This window comes from Natronococcus sp. (genome assembly GCF_047921035.1).
Taxonomy (GTDB): Archaea; Halobacteriota; Halobacteria; order Halobacteriales; family Natrialbaceae; genus Natronococcus.
Map to the genome: position 1 here is coordinate 30543 of NZ_JBLRWX010000006.1, position 19896 is coordinate 50438.

Sequence of the window (19896 nt, forward strand, 5' to 3'; positions counted from 1 at the left end):
CTAAATGGATTCCGCGACCGGAGTGAAAGTAGAGCGCGCTGACGAAAACGTGAATCGATCGCCCGCGAACGGGCCGGAACGAGAGTTACAGCTCCGCTACGATTCGATATCGAGGCTGTACAGGCGCTTGCGCGCGTCCGAGAACGAGAAGCGGGAGTCGATGACGTTCTCCTCGTCGAGCCGGTTCAGCGCGTACCGGACCGTCCGCGCGGGCAGGAGCGTCTCCTCGGCGATCTGCTGTTGGGTCATGGTGTCGTTGTACTCGAGGACCTTCGCGACGAGTTTCGCACTCGGCGGGAGCTCGCGGACGTCGTCCCACGACCCCCGGTTCGTGGGTTCGGGCTGTGGCGACTCTAGAGAACTCATCCTGTACTCCCATTACGAATACGGCCTGATAATATTTTCTGTTTCATTCTATGTCCTATGGTAATATTCCAGCGGAGCTGTAGTTACCCGAAGCCTCTTATGAGCCAACACCCAACTCACAGGTGATGAGCGACACTGTGGACGACGTCGACCTCCCCTACGACGAGGACGAGGCGTCCCAACAGGAGAAAATCCAGGCACTCGAGGATCGGTTAGAGATCCTCGAGTCACAAAACGAGGAGATGCGCGACAAACTCCTCGATGCGAACGCCGAGAACAACAAGTACCAGCAGAAGCTCGAGCGGCTTACCCACGAGAACAAGAAGCTCAAGCAGTCTCCCCTGTTTGTCGCCACGGTCCAGGAACTGACGGACGAAGGCGTTATCATCAAACAACACGGGAACAACCAGGAGGCGCTGACCGAGGTCACCGAGGAGATGCGCGAGGACATCGAGCCCGACGCCCGCGTGGCCGTCAACAACTCGCTGTCGATCGTCAAGAGCCTCTCGAACGAGACCGACGTCCGCGCCCGCGTGATGGAAGTCACCGAGAGCCCCGAGGTCAGCTACGAGGACATCGGCGGTCTCGAGGAGCAGATGCAGGAAGTCCGCGAGACGGTCGAGATGCCCCTCGAGAAGCCGGAGATGTTCGACGACGTCGGCATCGAGCCCCCGAGCGGCGTCCTGCTGTACGGCCCGCCCGGCACCGGGAAGACGATGCTCGCCAAAGCAGTGGCCAACCAGACCGACGCCACCTTCATCAAGATGGCCGGCTCCGAACTCGTACACAAGTTCATCGGCGAGGGCGCGAAGCTCGTCCGCGACCTGTTCAAGGTCGCCCGCGAGCACGAGCCTGCGGTCATCTTCATCGACGAGATCGACGCCATCGCCGCCAAACGCACGGAGTCGAAGACCTCCGGTGACGCCGAGGTCCAGCGGACGATGATGCAACTCCTCTCGGAGATGGACGGCTTCGAGGACCGCGGCGACATCCGCATCATCGCCGCCACCAACCGCTTCGACATGCTCGACCGTGCGATCCTCCGACCGGGTCGGTTCGACCGACTCATCGAGGTCCCCAAGCCGAACCAGGAGGGCCGCGAGATCATCTTCGAGATCCACACCCGCGGGATGAACGTCGCCGACGACGTCGACTTCTCCGAACTGGCCGCCGAGGCCGAGGAGGCGTCCGGCGCCGACATCAAGGCGATCTGTACCGAGGCCGGGATGTTCGCCATCCGCGACGACCGCACCGAGATCCGGATGGAGGACTTCCGGGGCGCCTGGGAGAAGGTCCAGGCCGAAACCGACGAGACCGACGAGGTCTCGAAGACGTTCGCCTGATCGGACTGTCGGGTCGACTCGTCCCGTCCTTTCTCTCTATACTGCCGCAAAGACGAGCCACGGCACCACGAACAGCGCCGCCGTCAGCACGGCGAGAATCAAGAGGTAGCCGACGACGGTGCTTCCCGCGGTGAGCCAGGCGGGATGCTCGAACTGGCGCGTATCGAGTGCCATGTAGATACGAACCGAAGAGGCGTTCATAAACGTACCGGCGCACTTGTCAGCTCGCCGTCGCTGAATCGGTGGGCTTGTCAGCCGGACCCGATCGCAGGAAACGGCGTCGAAACGAGTCGAGATCCGCGAGACGCTCGCCTCCGAATACGGCGTCGGTCTCTAGAAGTACCGCAACAGGCCGCTCTCGTCGTCGGCGTTTCGGAGGCGCCGACAGAGCGGACGGGCCTTCGACCCGATCGGTTCGGGGAACTCCGTGAGAATACGGAGGATCTCGGTCAACTCGAGGGCACGGCAGAGGACGGCGACGACGAGGAAGACGAGCAACCCTGCAGGCGGGACGACGAACATCGAGATCGGGATCGCGCCGACGATCGGGACCCCGATCGGCATCGAGAGCGCGTCGGCCATGAGGTAGATCGGGACCGCCGCGACGGCGGTGGTAGCGGCGACCCGTCCGTACCGGGCGTTGGTGATCGGGTCGAAACCGGTCTTGCGGGCGCTCCAGAGGTGGAAGATCGCCATCGAGCCGTACCCGATCGACGTCGCGATCGCCGCCCCGTGCATCCCGTAGGCCGGAATGAGGGCGGCGTTCAGGACCAGGTTGATCGTCGCCGCGGCGCCGGTCGCGACGATCGGGTACCGGAGTTCGCCTTTCCCCTGGGCGATCGCGAGCATCGGGCGGGCGAGCGCGAATCCGACCGCACCGGGAAGCAAGAGGAGCAACGGCGCGATCACCGGTTCGGAGCCGGGCCCCCAGTAGATCGGGACGGCGGCGTCGGCGAGGGCCGCCATCCCGAGTGCCATCACCGCCGTGATCAGGAACGTGTACCGGAGCGTCCGACCCGCGACGGCCGAGATCTGATCGACCTTCCCCTGGGACCAGAGTTCGGACGTCGAGTGGACGAACACCGTCTGAAGGACGATGGGCGCGAACCAGAGGAACTCGGCGAACACGAGCGCCGCCTTGTAGTGACCCGGCGCGTCCGCCGAGGCCATCGCCTGGAGCATCAGGATGTCGATGTGGTACAGCGACATCAAGAGGAGCACGAGGACGATCGACAGCGAGTTGAAGGTCATCATCTCCCGTTTGGGAAGCATCCCGTTGTTCGTCTCGAAGACGCCCCCGAGCGACTGACGGTAGTGGAGGACGACCAGCCCGAGGAGCGCTACCAGCCCGCTCGAGAGGATGTGACCGAGCAGGGCTCCGACGACGCCGTAGCCCAAATACACGAGCGGGAGGGCGATGGCCACGAACGAGACGTTGAAGAGAATCTTCAGCGATTCCGAGTAGCGCTCGAGACCGAATCCCATCAGCGTCTTCCTGGCGAAAGGCCAGTACTGAGCCGTGAGTACCAGCGCGACGGTGACGTAGAAGTAGAGCGTGAACTCCTCGCGCCAGAGCCACTCGAAGAAGCCGAGGGAGGCGACGACTCCGAGAACGGCGGCGCCGAGGACGGCCAGCAGCGTCGCCAGCCGGAAGTAGAAGCCGACGACGGTCCGTTCCCAGGCGGGGTCGTCGCGGTCCTCGGCGACGTACTTCCGGACGCCGTCGGCGATCGGGGTACTGACGACGATCATGAACATGGAGTGGGCGGAGAGGACCGTCGCGTAGGCGCCGTAATCGACGTCGCCGAGCCAGCGATAGAGCAGCGGGGAAGCGATGATCCCCAGGATCAACGCGACGAACTTGCCGCTGGCGACCGAGAGAATTGCACTCGTCAGACTACGCTTCACCTGTTGTCCTCCGGACGACCGTAGGAAACCCGCGTCCAGTATAAAAGGTGGCGGAAGCAGATCGACATCGCGTGAACTACCTCGGAGCCAAGCCCCGAGGCTTCGCCGACTCCGAACGGGAGGAATACCCGTTCCACCATCGGATACTGCACTCGCGGTTCCGGTCCGCTTTTACCGACCCGCTGGCTATACCCTCTCAATGACGAAGATCGTCGTGGTGGACAACCACGGACAGTTCACCCACCTCGAGCAGCGGGCGCTTCGGGACCTCGGCGTCGACACCGAACTGATCGACAACGACACGGATCCCGCGGAGGTCGACGCCGACGGCGTCGTCCTCTCCGGCGGTCCCGACATGGATCGAATCGGCCGTTCGGCGGAGTACCTCGAGTCCGACGTGCCCGTCCTCGGCATCTGTCTCGGGATGCAACTGATCGCGACGGAACTCGGCGGCGAGGTCGGCAGCGGCGAGTACGGCGGCTACGCCGACGTAACCGTCGATATCGTCGACGAGGCCGACCCGCTCACGGGCAGTCTCCACCCCGAAACCCGCGTCTGGGCGAGCCACGCGGATGAGGTCACGGAACTCCCCGAGGGGTTCGAACGCACCGCCCGCAGCGACGTCTGCGACGTCGAGGCGATGAGCGACACCGACCGAGACCTCTACGGGGTCCAGTGGCACCCCGAGGTCGCCCACACCGAGGAAGGCGAACAGATCTTCGAGAACTTCCTCGAGATCTGTGCGGAAAACGGCGCGTAGCGAGGGACTGCTTCTCTTCGATTGCGTTTCCCGGCCCCCGTCTGTACTTTCCATCGCGCTCTCGAGCAGCGACGGGTTCGGCGCGCGACGGGAGCGATAACACCAGTGTTACGTGGTATCTCCAACGTCGCCAAACGCGTATATGGTTACGTGACGAATCAGGTAACGTGATGCAACCGCAATCCGACGCCGCCGTTCGAACCGAGTTCGCCGTATCGACTGACGCTCCCGTCCGAGGTGAACGACGATGACGACCAGCGTCCTCGTCACCGGCGCGACCGGCAATCAGGGCGGCGCGGTCGTCGAGCACCTGCTCGAGAGCGACGCCGAGTTCGACGTCTACGGACTGACGCGGGACGCCTCGAGCGAGACGGCCCAGTCGCTATCCGAGCGAGGGGTGACGATGGTCGAGGGCGATTTGGACGACAAGGAGTCGCTCGCCCCCCACGTCGCCGAGGTCGACGCCGTCTTCGCGGTCACCAACTTCTGGACGCAAGGGTACGACGCGCAGGTCCAGCAGGGCAAGAACATCGCCGAGGTCGCCGCCGACGAGGACGTCGAGCAGTTCGTCCTCAGCGGCGTCGGCAGCCACTGGGAGGACACCGGCGTCCCCCACTTCGACTCGGCACAGGAGATCGACGAGCACGCACAGGATCTCGAGCTCCCGATGACGGTCCTCGGCCCCGTGTTCTTCTTCCAGAACTTCGAGGCGTTCGCCGAGGACGTCGTCGATGACGGCCAGATCGCGCTGCCCCTCGAGGAAGGCGTCTCCCTGCAGATGATCGACACCGACGACGTCGGCCACGCCGCCGCCGTCGCGCTCGCGAACCCCGAAGCGTTCGTCGGCGAGCGGATCGAACTCGCGGGCGACGAGCTCACCCTGGCGGAAGCTGCCGACACCCTCTCCGAGGTGACGGGTCGGGACATCGAACCCGTCCACGTCCCGATCGAGGACGCCTACGACTCCTTCGGCGAGGAGTTCACCGTCATGTGCGAGTGGTTCAACGAAGTCGGCTACGGCGCGGATCTCGAGGGGCTCGAGGAGCGCTTCGGCTTCGCGTTCACCGAGTTCGAGGCGTACCTCCGCGAGCACGGCTGGGAGGACAAGGAGGGGATGGCCTCGGTTCCGGGCTGGGTCAAGGCGATGCAGTAGGAACTCGAGTCTTTCTCAATCGTCGCTCGCGACGGGAACGCTCGCGCGCACCTCGAGTCGGTCCAGATCCCCGACGAAGGAGGCGAGCATCTCGCTGGTGACGTGGGGCATACAGACGACCCGAAGCTCGCCCGTCGCGGTTCTGGAGATCCGCCACCCCTTCGCCCGGAGCGCGTCGAACGTCGGTTGAGGGACCGTCGCCGCGACCAGCGGCAGGGTGGGATCGACCACCTCGTAGCCGCGTTTCTCTAAGGCGTCGGCCAGCCACTCGGCGTTGTGCTGCGAGCGGACGTACTGCTCGCGGTAGCCGTCGGGCCACAGCGCCTCCATCGCCGCCACGGCGCTGGCGACGCCCGCGCCCGACCGAGTCCCGGTCAGCGTCGCCTGGGCGGTCGACTCGAGGTACGGCGTGTCGACGGCCAGTTTGTCGAGCAGCGACTCGGAGCGGGCGAGCAATCCGCCCGCCGGAACCGCGGCCTGGCCCATCTTGTGGGGGTCGATCGCCATCGTGTCGACGGGCGCGTGGCCGAAGTGCCACTCGTGGTCAGTGAAGGGAAGGACGAACCCGCCCCAGGCGGCGTCGACGTGCAGCAAGGCGTCGACCGAGTCGGCGATTTCGCCGAGTTCGGGGATCGGATCGACCCGACCGTACTCCGTGGTTCCCGCGACGCCGACGATCAGGGCGGTGTCGGGGTCGACGCTGGCCCGAACCGCCTCGAGATCCGCCCGGTGGTCGTCGTTGGTCGGCACGAGCCGGAGTTCGACCTCGAGCACGTCGGCGGCCTTCTGGAAACTGAAGTGGCCCGACTCGGGCACGACGACGTTCGGCGTCGGCGAGTCCGCCCGCTCGCGGGCGATGCGAACGGCCTGGATGTTCGCCTCCGTCCCGCCGCTGGCGACGTAGCCGGCGGGGTCGGTGAGGCCCGCAATCTCGCCGAGCATCGCGACCGCGTCGTCCTCGAGGGCTGCGACCCGCTGGTAGGTGGCGGGGTCGCCGGGGTTCGTCGCGAGAAACCGTTCGGCCGCATCGCGCGCGTCCGGGTGGGGCATCGTGCACATCGACGAGAGGACCCGGTCGAACGCCTGCGGCTCCGCTTGCATATCACTCAGCAGTCGGGTCAACCGCTTAGTAGTTGCGTTCTTCACGACCGGTCTGTCCTCGAGAGTGGCGAACGAGTCACCACTATCAATAGCGCTGCAGTAGGAACGCTCAGATCCGGTGGATACTGGCACTCGTATAGAGGAGTCACTCAGTACATAACTTACATAATACGTCGCGTACATTCACATAGCTACGATACGAATACGCGGGTATGTCTATCGACATCGATCAATTCGACGAACGCTCTCCCGAGGAGTTAGCGGAACTGAGCAATCCCGAACAGGTGCTGAAGTTCCTCTACGAGAATCGGGATCGAGCGTGGAAGGCCAAAGAAATCGCCAGTCGAACGGGGATCAACGAAAATTCGATCCATCCCGTTCTTTCCCGCCTCGAAGACCGAGACCTCGTTCGCCACAAGGGACCGTACTGGGCGATCACCGACGACACGAATAGACTGCGCCAGGCCTACGATACGCACAGGGTAACGCAGTTGTTCGACGATCTCTACGGTGAGGAGGATCGTGACGAATGGATCGAGGCGAGCGAGCAAGTTGACGAATGAGTTTCGATCGCGGAACGATCGTCTACGCGGACGATCCGTTCAGAGACGATGATTCGGGCAGACCGTGGGTGATCATCAACACGGCGGAGATGCCGTTTCACGGCGATCAGTACATCGCCTTGGCTCTTACGACGAAAACGTGGTACGACGAGCGATTGCCGATCGACGAGGACGATCTGATCGACGGCGGGCTCCCGAAAACGAGTGTGATTCTCCCGTGGGCTGTCGGAGCTATCGGACCGAACGAGATCGACCGCGAACTCGGTACACTAGCGGATACAGTCGTCGACGCGGCAGTGACGGATCTCATCTCCTACTTAGGAGCAGACTACGACGAGAGCTGACGGGCGCCCGGAAGGACCCACGAGCGGCTCAAAACCATCAGCGACGCTTCCGACTGTCGAGTGACGGTCTTCACGGGCGTCTGGACGGCCTGGTTCGCGCTCGGGTTCGACGATCGGCGCGCTCTGCTACCGCGCGAGATATGGCTTCTGGGCAATCTTTCGGACGAATAACCGCGACGCGGACAAAAAAGACTCGACGACGTTCGCGGCTGCGACGGCCCGAACTAGCGCACCGAATCGAGCAACAGCTTCTGCTCGACGCGTTTGACCTCGTGTTGGACGTCCCGGACGGCGTCGATGTTCGCCGAGATCGAGTGGATCCCCTCGTTGACGAGGAACTGGACCATCTCGGGTTTCGAGCCGGCCTGGCCGCAGATGCTCGTGTCGACGTCGTGTTCGCGGCAGGTTTCGATGACGCCGGCGATCAATCGGAGCACGGAGGGGTGAAGCTCGTCGAAGCGGTCGGCGACGTGCTCGTTGTTGCGATCGACCGCGAGCGTGTACTGGGTGAGATCGTTGGTCCCGAAGGAGGCGAAGTCGATGCCCGCTTCGGCCATTCCCTTGACGGCCAGCGCCGAGGCGGGCGTCTCGATCATCACGCCCCAGGTGCGCTTCTCGGGGTCGATCCCCGCCTCGGTCATCAGTCGTTTGGTCCGGTAGACGTCCTCGGCGTCGTTGACCAGCGGGAACATGATCTCGACGTTGTCGTAGCCCAGCTCGTACAGCCGACGGAACGCCTCGAGTTCGTGGGCGAAGACCTCGGGCCGGTCGAGCGAGCGGCGGATGCCCCGGTAGCCGAGCATCGGGTTGTGCTCGTGGGGTTCGTCCTCGCCGCCCTCGAGCTGGCGGAACTCGTCGGTCGGCGCGTCGAGGGTTCGCACGCGGACGGGTCGGGGGTAGAACTCGTCGGCGACGCCGCGGACGCCCTGGACGAGTTCCTTGATGTAGGCGTCCTCGCCCTCGTCCTCGATGAACTTCGCGGGCGTCCGGTTCAGCGAGAGGATCATATGCTCCGTCCGCAGGAGGCCGACGCCGTCGGCGCCGGTCGCGGCCGCGCGCTCGGCTGCCTCGGGGATGGAGACGTTGACCTTGACCTCGGTCGCGGTCATCGGCTTGACCGGCGACTGCGGGCGCACCTCCTCGACGGGTTCGGCCTCCTCCTCGGGCGAGACGATGTCGCCCCCGAGCACCGACCCTTTGTCGCCGTCGAGCGTGACGACCTGGCCGTCCTCCAGCGTCGTCGTCGCGTTGGTCGTGCCGACGATCGCGGGCACGCCCAGCTCGCGGGAGACGATGGCCGCGTGGCTTGTCATCCCGCCCTCGTCGGTGATGATGCCGGCGGCGCGTTTCATCGCGGGCACCATGTCGGGCATCGTCATCTCGGTGACGATGATGTCGCCCTCGCCGACCTTGTCGAGTTCGTCGAGCTTGGTGACGATCCGGGCGGCGCCGCTGACCCGGCCCGGGCTCGAGCCCAGGCCGTCGACTATCACGTCGCCCGTTCCGGATCCGGTTGCGCTCTCGGAGCCGTCGGCGGCCTGGGTCTGCGTCCCGCTGCCGTCGGTGATCCCCTCCGTGATGTCGCCGGTTTCGGTGGCGTCCGTCGCGTCGGCGCCGCCCTCGTCGATCGTCGTGATCGGTCGCGACTGCAGCATGAAGACCTCTCCGTCGACGATCGCCCACTCGACGTCCTGGGGGGTGTCGTAGTGGTCCTCGACGCGTTCGCCGAGTTCGACGAGGCGCTCGATCTCTCCCTCCGGGAGGACGCGGGCGGTCCGTTTCTCCTCGGGGACCTCGATTTCGCGGGTTTCGCCGGTCTCCTCGTCTTTGGCGTGCATCACCTTCTTTTCGGCGACGGTGACGTCGACGTCGCCGCCGTCCCGGGGAACGATGTAGTTGTCGGGAGAGACGGCACCGGAGACGACGGCTTCACCCAGCCCCCACGCGGCCTCGATGATCATCGTCGGGTCGCCGGTCGAGGGGTGGCTCGTGAACATGACGCCGGATTTCTCGGCGTCGACCATCTGCTGGACGACGACCGCGATGTTGACCGTGGAGTGGTCGAACCCCTTCTCCTGGCGGTAGTAGATCGCCCGCTGGGTAAACAGCGAGGCCCAGCAGCTCCGGACGCGGTCGAGAAGATCCGCTTCGGTGACGTTCAGGTAGGTCTCCTGCTGGCCCGCAAAGGAGGCGTCCGGAAGGTCCTCGGCGGTCGCGGAGGAACGGACGGCGACGAACGCCTCCTCGCCCGAGTCGCCGACCTGCCGGTAGGAATCGAGGATCTCCTCGCGAACGTCCTCGGGGAACGGCGTCTCGAGGATGAGTTCCTGGGCGCGCTCGGCCGCCTCGGCGAGCGCGCTCGAGTCGTCGACGTCGACGTCGACGACCTCGAACAGCTCCTCGTCGATGTTCGCGTTCTCGATGAACGATCGGTAGGTGCCCGCAGTTACGACGAAACCAGGTGGGACGGGAAGTCCAGCGCCCGTGAGCTCGCCCAGAGAAGCTCCCTTGCCGCCGACTCTCTCGAGGTCACCGGCGCTGATCTCGTCCAACCAGAGTACAGCCATCTGTAGCTGGAAGGTCACCGGACCGGCTAAAGAAGGTTGCGAACGGCACACATGATTCAGAACTCGTGACCGAATGAGTTTGTCGCAGCCGCGGCAATTTTGAACTGTCAGCCCTCGATTATTTCGTCGCCGTCGTCGTCCGGAACGACGAGGGTGCCGTCCAGCGCCGTCACGCCGCGGCCGCCGACCCGAACGCGGTCGCCGACGCGAACGAAGACCGTTCCGGGACGGTCGACGTAGTGGCCCTGCTCGAGGCGAAGCTCCTCGGGAAGGTCGTCGTCGAACGCGCCGAACCGGTCGAGGTACGCCCCGACGGCCCCGCTTGCGGTCCCGGTGACCGGATCCTCCGGGACGCCCGCGCCGGGGGCGAACATCCGTCCGTGGAGCGTCGACTCGCGCTCGAGCGTGTCGAACGAGAAGAGGTAGATCCCGGTCGCTTCGAGGTCGTCGGTCAGGGCCTCGATCGCGCCCATATCGACCTCGGCCGCGCCGAGGTCCGAGAGGTAGGTTATCGGAACGATCAGGAACGGAAGCCCCGTCGAGGCGATCGCCAGCGGAATGTCGTCGCTGGCTCCCTCGAGGGCGGCCGCCTCGACGCCGAGCGCGTCGGCGACGCGGTCGTAGCCGACGTCGACCTCCCGGGTCGTCGGTTCGTTCTGGGTCATCCAGACCGTCCCGTCGGCCTCGAGTTCGATCTCGAGGACGCCGACGTTCGTCTCGAGGGTCGTCGTCCCCGGCTCGAGGCCCTCGTCGCGAAGGTGGGCGTAGCTGCCGATCGTCGCGTGGCCACAGAGGTCGATCTCCTGCGTTGGGGTGAAGTACCGAACCCGACGGTCGGCGTCGTCGCTCGAGCGGAGGAAGGCGGTCTCGCTCAGCGCCAGCTCGCGGGCGATCGCCTGCATTTGCTCGTCGGTGAGCCCGTCGGCCTCGGGAACGACGCCGGCCGGATTGCCCGTCAGCGCCTCGTCGGTGAACGCGTCGACCTGCAGGACCCGAATCGTCTCCATACGTCGGGATCGAACGGACCCGGCATCAAACCATCGCAGCGTCGGCGGACGACCGGTCTCGCCCGCGGACGCGTCAGCGCGCGGGCGCGATCACTCGACGGCACCGCCGCGGACGGCGAGAGCCACCGATCGGTCGGCCCCGTCCGGAATCGAAACGTCGAACTCGAGCGCCCGGTCGCTGTCGTCGGCTTCGATCTCGAGCGTCCGTCGCTCCCCGTCGACCTCGAGCCAGTACGCGCCCGGCTCGCTCGCCGCGACGACGACCGTCGCCGAGACGGTCGCTCCCGGGCTGGGTCGGTCGTCGAACGTGACCGACTCGAGGTCGAGGGTCGCGCCCTCGAGATCGACCTCGAGATCGGTTTCGAACGTCGTCGTGTAGACGGGAACGTCCGGTTCGTCGTCCTCGTCGGCTCCGCCGCCGCCGTCCTCGCCCGGCTCCTCGAGGAGGATCTCGACCCCGAGCTGCCGCTCGACGTTCTCGATCCGGTTACAGATCGTCTGCTGGAACGAGCCGGCAAAGAGCAGGCCGACGAGTTCGCCGTCCTCGCGGAAGACCGGCGAGCCGCTGTCCCCGCCCTCGGACATGTAGTCCGTGATCAGCTGGTCGCGAAGCCGTACCGTTCCCTGTTCGGCGCCGAACTCGACTTCGACGCTCGCGCTCGTGGCCTCGACGGTGGCGCTGGTAACGCCCGTCGTTCGCCCCGTCTTGGTCAGCGTCTCGCCGCGGAGTTCGCCGTATTCGCCTCGGCGGACGTCCGTCGGCCACGCCCCGTCGAGTTCGTGATACCGGTCTGCCTCCCGCTCCCGGTCGACCGATCTGGCGGCGACGTCGACCCGAACGCCGTCCTCGATGGGAACGTAGCCGACGAGTTCGCCGACCTCGTCGTCCGGACCACCGCCGTCGTGAGGCGACGGCTGGAGGATCGACTCGCCGATATCGGCCTCGTTCGAGCGCGCGTAGACGTGGTTGTTCGAGAGTCGAACGAGATCGTGGGGGCCGACGGCGTCGCTCCAGACTGCCTCGCTCGCCTCCCCGTCCGCGTCTTCCGTGATCCGTGCGGGGTAGGGTCCGCCGGTACCGGCCGACAGCTCCGCGTTGGCCTCGCTGACGCCGCCCGGTACGGGACGGTGGCGGTCGCTTCGACCCGTGGCCGCCTCGGGAACTACCTCGAGGGTCGCCAACGGATCGAACCCCTCCCGTTCCTCGCCGTAGCCGGCATCGACTACGTCGACGGTCACCTCGGTGTCACCGACCTCGCGGACCCGTTTCTCGACGTCGTCCTCGTCCTCGAGCGCGTCGGGCGGAAGCTTTCGGGAGACGAACACCCGGACTTCGTTCTCGGCCTCGTCGTAGTCGACGCCGATCACGTTCTCACAGTCGAGTAAGTACTCGTAATCCTGTGTCGTCGGCATAATTTGAACCCATGAACGGTTCGTACCGAAACCTCTTAGCTGTGCGGCTGCGTATCACGCGTCGAGGGGACGGTCGATTCAGCCCCACTTATGAGGTCGGGGCGAATTCCTTCGGATAGGTGGCCACCAGATGTCCGACTTACCGGACGATTTCGACTGTACGATAACGAACTGGGATTACATCTACAGCCTCTGTCGCGACGTCAGCGAGGAGGTCCGTCGGGACGACTTCGAGCCCGACGTCATCGTCGCACTCGCTCGCGGCGGCTGGTTCGCGGGTCGCTGTATCTGTGACTTCCTCGGGATGGACGATCTGACGAGCCTGAAGATGGAACACTACGTCGGCACGGCCGAGAAGAGCGGCGAGCCGACCGTTCGCTACCCCATGCCGGAGGGCAGCGTCGAGGGGAAGGACGTCCTCATCATCGACGACATCGCCGACACGGGCGGCTCGATCGAGCGCGCCCACGAGTACGTCGACGAGCGCAATGCCGGCGAGGTCCGCACCGCGACCCTCCAGTTGCTCCAGACCAGCGAGTACGAACCCGACTACATCGGCGAGCGACTCGAGGAGTGGACCTGGGTCGTCTACCCGTGGAACTTCATCGAGGACATGGTCGATCTGATCTCGGGAGCGATGGAGCGGGCCGACCAGGAGACGTTCACGGTCGAGGAGATCCGCCACTATCTCTCGGAGTACCACGGTATCGATCGAATGGAGATGGAGATCGCCCAACCCGACCGTCTTCAGGAGGTCCTCCGGGAGATGGACCGCCGCGAAGTCGTCGAGATGGTCGACCACGGCGAGTGGCGGCTGCTCGAGTAGTCGGTCCGAACCCACACCGTTTACGTCCTCGCCGGCGCGAGGTGATCGTATGACCATCGGTGTCATCGGCGGCAGCGGTATCTACGAGGCACTGCCACTCGAGAACGTTTCGAAGGAGTCGGTCTCGACGCCCTACGGCGAACCGAGCGAGGACGTCACGCTCGGCGAACTCGGCGGCCGGGAAGTCGCTTTTCTCCCGCGCCACGGCGGGGACCACCAGCACACGCCCACGCAGGCGAGCTACCGGGCGAACATCTACGCGCTGAAGTCGGTCGGCGTCGACCGCGTGATCTCGACGAACGCCGTCGGCAGCCTCCGCGAGGAGCTGCCCCCCCGGACGCTCGTCGTGCCGGATCAGATCTACGACCGAACGAAACACCGGACGCCGACGTTCTTCGGCGACGGGATGGTCGTCCACATGAGCTTCGCCGAGCCGTACTGTCCGGAGATGGCCGCACATCTCGCGGAGTCCGCCCGCGAGGCCACCGACGCCGACGTCTCGGAGGACGGCACCTACGTCTGTATCGAGGGGCCCCAGTACTCGACGAGAGCCGAGAGCGAGTTCTACCGCGAGCAGGGGTGGGATATCGTCGGCATGACGACGATCCCGGAAGCGAAACTCGCCCGCGAGGCCGAACTGAGCTACGCGACCGTCGCCGGCGTCACCGACTACGACGTCTGGAAGGAAGACAGCGAGGTCAGCCTCGAGGAGGTGCTGGCGAACGCCGAGGCCAACCAGGAGTCGATCAACGCCGTCATCGAGCACGCGATCCGGACGATGCCCGAAGACTTCGAGAGCGAAGCCTGGAGCGCCCTGGAGGGAACGATCAATACGCCGACGGATGCGATTCCCGAGGACACGCGCGAGCGGATCGACCTGCTGGCCGGCGAGTACCTCCAGTAGCGCCGTCGAGACGTCGACTACCCCGATTCGTTCGTCTCTTGGAACCGTTTTCATTTGGCAATCGGACCGTTATCGATCGAGTAGGAGCCACGTAGCGTTCGGACAGTTCGTTCCACGTTCGACAGGAATCGGGCCGACGGGGAGGGAAACGCCGTTATGGAGACCCTATCCGGATCCTGCCAGATAGTACCATACCAAATATCGTTGGAACAACCCCTATCACTCTTTCACCCCTTCTCGTGAGTACGAGACGAACTGAGCCCGCCGATATGCTCGAGGACGCGTTCGGCGATCGGTCGCCGATCGCAAAGTGCAACAGTTGTGCACTTTCTCGGCGATTAATTCTCTATTAGTATCCTATACTATCGAGTATCTTCAGAAAGTAAGATTGTCACAGAAAGTTTTATGTGCATACGGGAACCAATGTTCGAGTGAAGAGCATGACCCTCGAAACTGACCGTTCAGCCCACTCATCGGACGACGAGGAGGAGATGGAGTCCGACGAGACGCCGGAGCTCTCCAGCGACGATATCTTCCACCTTCTCCAGACCAACCGCCGGCGGGACACGATCCGCTACCTCCTCGAGGAGGAGGGTCCCGTCAAGATGCGCGACGTCGCCGAGTACGTCGCCGCCCGCGAGAACGATACCACCGTGGCGGAGCTGTCCTCGACCGAGCGCCAGCGCGTGTACATCCCGCTGTACCAGTCCCACCTGCCGAAGCTCGACGAGGAAGGCGTCGTCGAGTACAACCAGCCCCGCGGGATCGTCAAACCGACCGACAACCTCGAGATCTTTGCCCCCTACATCGAGGCGACCGAGAAGGGGACTGCGGAACTCGACTCCCGCCTCGCGGACAGTCGCGCGGTTCGGGAGTACTACGTCACCGCGGTCGCCGCGAGCGCGAGCCTGCTGTTCGCCTCCGCGGTCGGCCTGCTCTCGATCCCCGGCGTCGCCCTCGCGGCGATCATTACCGCGCTGTTCGCGCTGATCACGCTCGTCACGAACCTCTCGCAGTTCGTCGAATCGGCGAGCAGCCTCACCGCACAGTAACGTTTCTCTCTCGTCTGTAGTCGTACGTGTGTACGACGGGTTCGTCGAACCGAATCCGCCTCGAGTTCTCCGTCGTCAGTTCGTTACCGGCTCGACCCGATCGGTGTCGGCGTCGGTCCGCCGGAGCCAGAGATCGCCGAACAGTTCGTCCTGTTCGAGCGTGATCGTTCCTCGATGGGACAGAAAGAGCACGGCGAGATACGTCATCACGCGCGAGCCGCCGGCCTCGTCTACCTCGGCGTACAGGACCTCCTCGCGGCCCCGCTCGTACCGGCTCTCGAGTTCGGCCGCGACGTCGTCGATGACCCGCTCGATGTCCTCCTCGTGGGTCGTGTGCGTGACGTCGTCGCTGGTCGGCTCGTCGTCGACCCGAAACTGATCCTCCGCGTGGTAGCTCAGCTCCTGCACGCCGCGGTCGTACCCGCGAGGCGAGTCGCTCGTGTCGTAGCTCCGGGAGTCTTTCCACCACGTGTCCCGTTCGGCGTCCCTGAGATCGCGAACCAGCTCGTCGAGCGTCTCGGGTTTCCCGCGGGCGTGTTTGCGCTCGAGGCGGCGTTCCATCTCCGCCTCGAGGCCCTCGACGGGGTCGAACGCGGGCGCGTCGCCCGCATCCTCGATCGGCCCGTCGTCGGCGAACGGCGCCTCCCACGGCGGCAGCTCCTCCTCCTCGGGCTCGTCCGGGCCGAACAGCTCGTCGCTTTTCATCCGCAACAGGACGCTCGCGTAGAACAGCGCCCGTCCCGAGGTCCGCAGGTCGGCGTCGTCGAGCGCCTCGAGGAACCGATCGGTCACCTCGACGATGTCGATGTCCCAGGGGTCGATCTCCCCGTTCTCGGCGAGCTGGACGAGCAGTTCGACGGGTTCGACCTCCTCGTCGTCCTCGCCCTCGTCGACCGGCCCGACCTCGTCGTCGTCGAACTCGAGTACGGCCTCCTCGTCGCTCGGTCGGGGTCGGTCGTCGTGTCCGGCGATATCGAGCGGAATCCCGTCGTCGGAGTCGCTAGTCATCGGCCGGAACCTCCGTCGCCTCCCCGTCGCCCAGGTCGATCCCGGTCACCGCACTCACGTTGTCCCGTTGCATCGTCACCCCGATCGCGCGCTCGGCGCGGTCGAGCATCGCCGAGCGGTGGGAGACGACCGCGAACTGGGCGTCCTCCGAGAGTTCGTCGACCATCTCGCCCACCCGGTCGGCGTTGACCGCGTCGAGGAAGGCGTCGATCTCGTCGAGCGCGTAGAACGGCGCGGGATTGTGGCGCTGGATCGCGAAGATAAACGCCAGCGCGGTCAGCGATTTCTCGCCGCCCGACATGGCGTCCAGGCGCTGGATCGGCTTGTCGCCCGGCTGGGCCTTCATCGTCAGCCCGCCCTCGAAGGGGTCGTCCTCGTCCTCGAGGTGGAGGGTGCCGGTCCCCTCCGAGAGCTGCTCGAAGATGTCGGTGAAGTGGCCGGCGATCGCCTCGTAGGCGTCCATGAACGTCCGCTTCTTCTGGGTCTCGTACTGCTCGATCCGGTCGCGGATGCCGTCGGCCTCCTCGACCAGCGTCGCCTTCCCCTCCTCGAGCTCCGCGAGATCGTCCCGAACCTCGTCGTACTCGTCGATCGCGAGCATGTTGACCGGTTCCATCGCCTCCATGTCCGCCTGCAGGAGTTCGATCGTCTCGAGAACCGTCTCGTGATCGGGCACGTCCTCGGGGTCGTAGTCGCCGACCTCGGCCTCGAGGCTCTCGATCTCCCACTCGAGGTCCTCGAGTCGACCCCGCTTGTCCTCGAGTTTGCTCTCGACGGCGTTGACCCGGTCCTGTTGCTGGTCGCGTTTCGTTCGGGCGTCCGCGAGTTCCTCCTTGAGTTCGCTCCGGTCGTCTTTGAGTTCGGTTAGCTCGTCCTCGAGCGCTGCGACCGCCTCGTGTTTCGCCTCGAGCTCCTCGCGTTTCTCCTCGATCGTCGCCTCGTGTTCCTCGATCCGATCCTCGTGGTCGGCTTTCCGGTTCTGGGCGTCCTCGATGTCGTCGTGGAGCTCCTCGATCGCGTCCTCGGTGTACTCCTTCTCCAGGCGGAGTTCGTTGAGCTTCCCGTCGAGGTCGTCGATTCGGTCCTCGCGTTCGCCGATCTCGTCCTCGAGTTCCTCGATCTGTGCGGTGAGTTCGGGGATCTTCGAGTCGGCGAGTTCACTTTCGAGCTCCTCGATGTCGGCCTCGATCGCCTCGATCCGCTCGGCCTTCGCGTCGATCTCGTCGGAGATTTCGGTCATCCGTTCGTCGACCGACTCGCGTTCCTCGCGCAGCTCCTCGAGTTCGCTCTCGAGGTCGTCGATCTCGGTCCGCACCGTCTCGCGGTCGCTCTCGATGCTTTCGAGTTCGCTCTCGATCGAGCGGACCTCGTCGGCAGCGTCCGTCTTCCGGTCGCGGGCGTCGTCGAGCCGATCCTCCACGCTCCGTAACTCCTCGCGCAGCTCCTCGCGCTCTTCCTGCAGGTCGGTGATCCGTTTCGCGACGCGCTCGAGTTGGCCCTCCCCGCCGCCGGTAAAGGAGTACCGAGAGCCCTTCCGGGAGCCCCCGGTCATCGCGCCGCTTTTCTCGACGAGGTCGCCGTCGAGGGTGACCATCCGGTAGTCGCCCGTGTACGAGCGGGCCGTCTCGAGGTCCTCGACGACCAGCGTATCGCCGAGTACGTACGAGAAGATCCCCGCGTACTGCTCGTCGAACTCGACCAGATCGTACGCGAAGCCGACGATGCCGGGATCGGTCGGCGCCGACGGGAGCCGACGCTCGTGCATGTCGGTCATCGGGAGGAAGGTTGCCCGCCCGGCGTTGCGCGATTTCAGGTGCTCGATACACCGCTGGCCGACGCCGTCGTCGTCGACGACCACGTTCGCGAGCCGGCCGCCGGCCGCGGTCTCGCAGGCGACGGCGTACTCGCCCGGTACCGACCCCAGCTGGGCGACGGCGCCGTGGACGCCGTCGAGCCCCGCGTTCAGGATCGTCGTCACCGCGCGACCGAAGGAGGAGTCGCCGCTCTCGCCGGCCTTGGCCTCGAGCTCGGCGTACTCCTGTTGTTTCGCCTGGATCTCGTCGTCGAGTTCGTCGAGTTCCGACTGGGTTCGGCGCTTCTCGGCTTTCAGGTCGTCGACGACGCCCGCGATGTTCTCGCGGTTCGCCTCGGCCTTTTGTAGTTCGCGCTCGAGATCCGACTCCCGTTCCTCGAGTTCGGGGAGCGTCCCGCGTTTCTCCTCGATCGTCTCCTCTTTCTCGCTGATGGCGTTCGAGCGCCGTCGGGCCTCGTCGAGCAGGCGGTCCTGCTCGCGCTGGAGGTCGTTTCGTTCCGTCTTGGCCGCCTCGAGGTCGTCCTTGCGCTCGGCCAGTTCGGTCTTGAGTTCGTCGAACTCGGTGTCGACGGCCTCGATCTCGGCCTCGAGCTCGTCGCGCTCGCTCTCGCGTTCGGCGATCTCGGTCTTGACCGACGCCTTCTCGAGTTTGTGCTCTCGGATCTCGTCCTCGAGATCGTCGACCTGTTCTTGCTTGCGGTCGATCCCGACGAACGCCTCCCGTCGATCGGACTCGGCGGCCTCGATCTGTTCTTCGCTGGCCTCGATCTTGTCCTCGAGCCGGGAGATATCGCCCTTGATCTCCTCGATCTCGCCTTTGATCCGGAGCTGTTCGTCCTCACCTTTCCGTTCGATCTCCGCGTTCAGATCCTCGAGGTCCTCCTGGAGGCGAACGACCGTTCCCTGGCGTTCGTCTAGGGTGCGCCGGAGTCCCTCGAGTTCGGATTCGAGTTCGTCGACGTTCGCCTCGAGCCCGTCGAGTTCCTCGCGTTTCTCCTCGAGCTCGCTGGCCTTCTTGTAGCTCTCGTACTCCTCCTTCTCGCGGCGAAGCCGCCGGTAGCGAAGCGCCTCCCGTCGTTCGTCCTCGAGCTGCGTTAGTCGAGTTCGTTTCTCCTCGATCCGGAGTTCGGCCTCGTCGATCCGCTCCTGGACCGTCTCGAGCTCTTCGAAGGCGTCGGCTTTCTTCGCGTCGAACTCCGCGACGCCCGCGATCTCGTCGATGATCTCGCGGCGGGCGTGGGGCGTCATGTTGATGATCTCGGTGACGTCGCCCTGCATGACGACGTTGTACCCCTCCGGGGTGACGCCGGCCTGGGCGAGCAGGTCCTGGATGTCCGAGAGATTGACCGAGCGGTCGTTGAGGTAGTAGTAGGAGTAGTAGTTGTCCTCGGTCTCCTTGACGCGACGACGGATGCGGATCTCGTCGACGTCGCCGACGTCGTCGCTGCCGGCGGCGTTGACGACCTGCGAGCGCTCGAGCGTCCGATCCGAGTTGTCGAGGATCACCTCGACGGTCGCCTCGCGGGGACCGCCCGAGGAGGCGTCGTCCTCGTGGCCGGGGTTGTAGATGAGGTCGGTTAGCTTCTCGGCGCGGATCCCCCGGGTTCGGGCGAGCCCCAGCGCGAACAGCACCCCGTCGATGATGTTCGACTTCCCGGAGCCGTTCGGTCCGGTGACGACGGTAAAGTCCTCGTAGAACGGGATCTTGGTCTTGCGTCCGAAGCTCTTGAAGTTGTCTAAGACGAGCGCCTTGATGTACATACCCTTC

At 65.1% G+C, this 19896-nt stretch carries 17 protein-coding genes; 8 read left to right on the plus strand and 9 right to left on the minus strand.

Features of this window, described 5'->3' with window-relative positions; all coding sequences use genetic code 11:
* Positions 1-96: 96 nt before the first annotated feature.
* Positions 97-366 (minus strand): MarR family transcriptional regulator, encoded by a 270-nt coding sequence (locus ACNA7R_RS02530; RefSeq protein WP_278300749.1) that lies wholly within the window; start codon positions 364-366, stop codon positions 97-99.
* A 125-nt stretch (positions 367-491) separates the two neighbouring features.
* Here ACNA7R_RS02530 and pan1 point away from each other — a divergent pair, with 125 nt between their 5' ends.
* Positions 492-1709 (plus strand): proteasome-activating nucleotidase Pan1, encoded by a 1218-nt coding sequence (pan1, locus tag ACNA7R_RS02535; RefSeq protein ID WP_416281965.1) that lies wholly within the window; start codon positions 492-494, stop codon positions 1707-1709.
* 36 nt (positions 1710-1745) lie between these two features.
* On the opposite strand, the gene ACNA7R_RS02540 is transcribed toward pan1, so the two are convergent.
* Positions 1746-1883 carry a hypothetical protein gene (locus ACNA7R_RS02540; protein ID WP_416281966.1) on the minus strand — a complete coding sequence of 46 codons (138 nt, stop codon included), beginning with the start codon at positions 1881-1883 and terminating at the stop codon, positions 1746-1748.
* 159 nt (positions 1884-2042) lie between these two features.
* Complete coding sequence (locus ACNA7R_RS02545; RefSeq protein WP_416281967.1) at positions 2043-3617, minus strand: lipopolysaccharide biosynthesis protein; 1575 nt, start codon at positions 3615-3617, stop codon at positions 2043-2045.
* 199 nt (positions 3618-3816) lie between these two features.
* Here ACNA7R_RS02545 and ACNA7R_RS02550 point away from each other — a divergent pair, with 199 nt between their 5' ends.
* On the plus strand, positions 3817-4377 hold the full coding sequence (locus tag ACNA7R_RS02550) for a GMP synthase subunit A (protein WP_416281968.1): 561 nt from the start codon (positions 3817-3819) through the stop codon (positions 4375-4377).
* A 247-nt stretch (positions 4378-4624) separates the two neighbouring features.
* Positions 4625-5530, plus strand: coding sequence for an NmrA/HSCARG family protein (locus ACNA7R_RS02555; protein WP_416281969.1), 906 nt, complete (start codon positions 4625-4627; stop codon positions 5528-5530).
* Positions 5531-5545: 15 nt separating this feature from the next.
* On the opposite strand, the gene mfnA is transcribed toward ACNA7R_RS02555, so the two are convergent.
* A complete protein-coding gene (gene mfnA / locus ACNA7R_RS02560) occupies positions 5546-6814 on the minus strand; it encodes a tyrosine decarboxylase MfnA (RefSeq protein ID WP_416281970.1) in 1269 nt (422 codons plus the stop codon).
* A gap of 29 nt (positions 6815-6843) precedes the next feature.
* Between mfnA and ACNA7R_RS02565 the strand changes: the two genes are divergently transcribed.
* Together ACNA7R_RS02565 and ACNA7R_RS02570 are read left to right on the plus strand one after the other, a co-directional pair.
* A complete protein-coding gene (locus tag ACNA7R_RS02565; protein ID WP_416281971.1) occupies positions 6844-7194 on the plus strand; it encodes a MarR family transcriptional regulator in 351 nt (116 codons plus the stop codon).
* Positions 7191-7538 (plus strand): type II toxin-antitoxin system PemK/MazF family toxin, encoded by a 348-nt coding sequence (locus tag ACNA7R_RS02570; protein ID WP_416281972.1) that lies wholly within the window; start codon positions 7191-7193, stop codon positions 7536-7538. Before ACNA7R_RS02565 ends, ACNA7R_RS02570 begins: the two co-directional genes overlap by 4 nt.
* A gap of 224 nt (positions 7539-7762) precedes the next feature.
* On the opposite strand, the gene ppsA is transcribed toward ACNA7R_RS02570, so the two are convergent.
* The 3 genes from ppsA to ACNA7R_RS02585 form a co-directional block, all read right to left on the minus strand.
* Positions 7763-10105 (minus strand): phosphoenolpyruvate synthase, encoded by a 2343-nt coding sequence (gene ppsA, locus ACNA7R_RS02575; protein WP_416281973.1) that lies wholly within the window; start codon positions 10103-10105, stop codon positions 7763-7765.
* 107 nt (positions 10106-10212) lie between these two features.
* Entirely contained in the window at positions 10213-11112 is a 900-nt protein-coding gene (locus tag ACNA7R_RS02580; protein ID WP_416281974.1) for a PhzF family phenazine biosynthesis protein, read from the minus strand.
* Positions 11113-11202: 90 nt separating this feature from the next.
* The gene (locus tag ACNA7R_RS02585; protein ID WP_416281975.1) at positions 11203-12525 is read right to left on the minus strand and encodes a S46 family peptidase; all 1323 of its coding nucleotides are present in this window, start codon (positions 12523-12525) and stop codon (positions 11203-11205) included.
* A gap of 130 nt (positions 12526-12655) precedes the next feature.
* Here ACNA7R_RS02585 and ACNA7R_RS02590 point away from each other — a divergent pair, with 130 nt between their 5' ends.
* The 3 genes from ACNA7R_RS02590 to ACNA7R_RS02600 all read left to right on the plus strand — a co-directional run bounded on the left by ACNA7R_RS02590 (position 12656) and on the right by ACNA7R_RS02600 (position 15307).
* Positions 12656-13351 (plus strand): phosphoribosyltransferase, encoded by a 696-nt coding sequence (locus ACNA7R_RS02590; RefSeq protein WP_416281977.1) that lies wholly within the window; start codon positions 12656-12658, stop codon positions 13349-13351.
* 49 nt (positions 13352-13400) lie between these two features.
* On the plus strand, positions 13401-14255 hold the full coding sequence (gene mtnP, locus ACNA7R_RS02595; RefSeq protein WP_416281978.1) for an S-methyl-5'-thioadenosine phosphorylase: 855 nt from the start codon (positions 13401-13403) through the stop codon (positions 14253-14255).
* Positions 14256-14695: 440 nt separating this feature from the next.
* A complete protein-coding gene (locus tag ACNA7R_RS02600; protein WP_416281979.1) occupies positions 14696-15307 on the plus strand; it encodes a hypothetical protein in 612 nt (203 codons plus the stop codon).
* 75 nt (positions 15308-15382) lie between these two features.
* Here the strand turns inward: ACNA7R_RS02600 and ACNA7R_RS02605 are convergent, their stop codons facing one another.
* Together ACNA7R_RS02605 and smc are read right to left on the minus strand one after the other, a co-directional pair.
* Positions 15383-16315, minus strand: a complete 933-nt coding sequence (locus ACNA7R_RS02605) for a segregation/condensation protein A (RefSeq protein ID WP_416281980.1) — start codon at positions 16313-16315, stop codon at positions 15383-15385.
* On the minus strand, positions 16308-19889 hold the full coding sequence (gene smc, locus ACNA7R_RS02610; RefSeq protein WP_416281981.1) for a chromosome segregation protein SMC: 3582 nt from the start codon (positions 19887-19889) through the stop codon (positions 16308-16310). The genes ACNA7R_RS02605 and smc overlap by 8 nt, the downstream gene beginning before the upstream one ends.
* Positions 19890-19896: the final 7 nt, after the last annotated feature.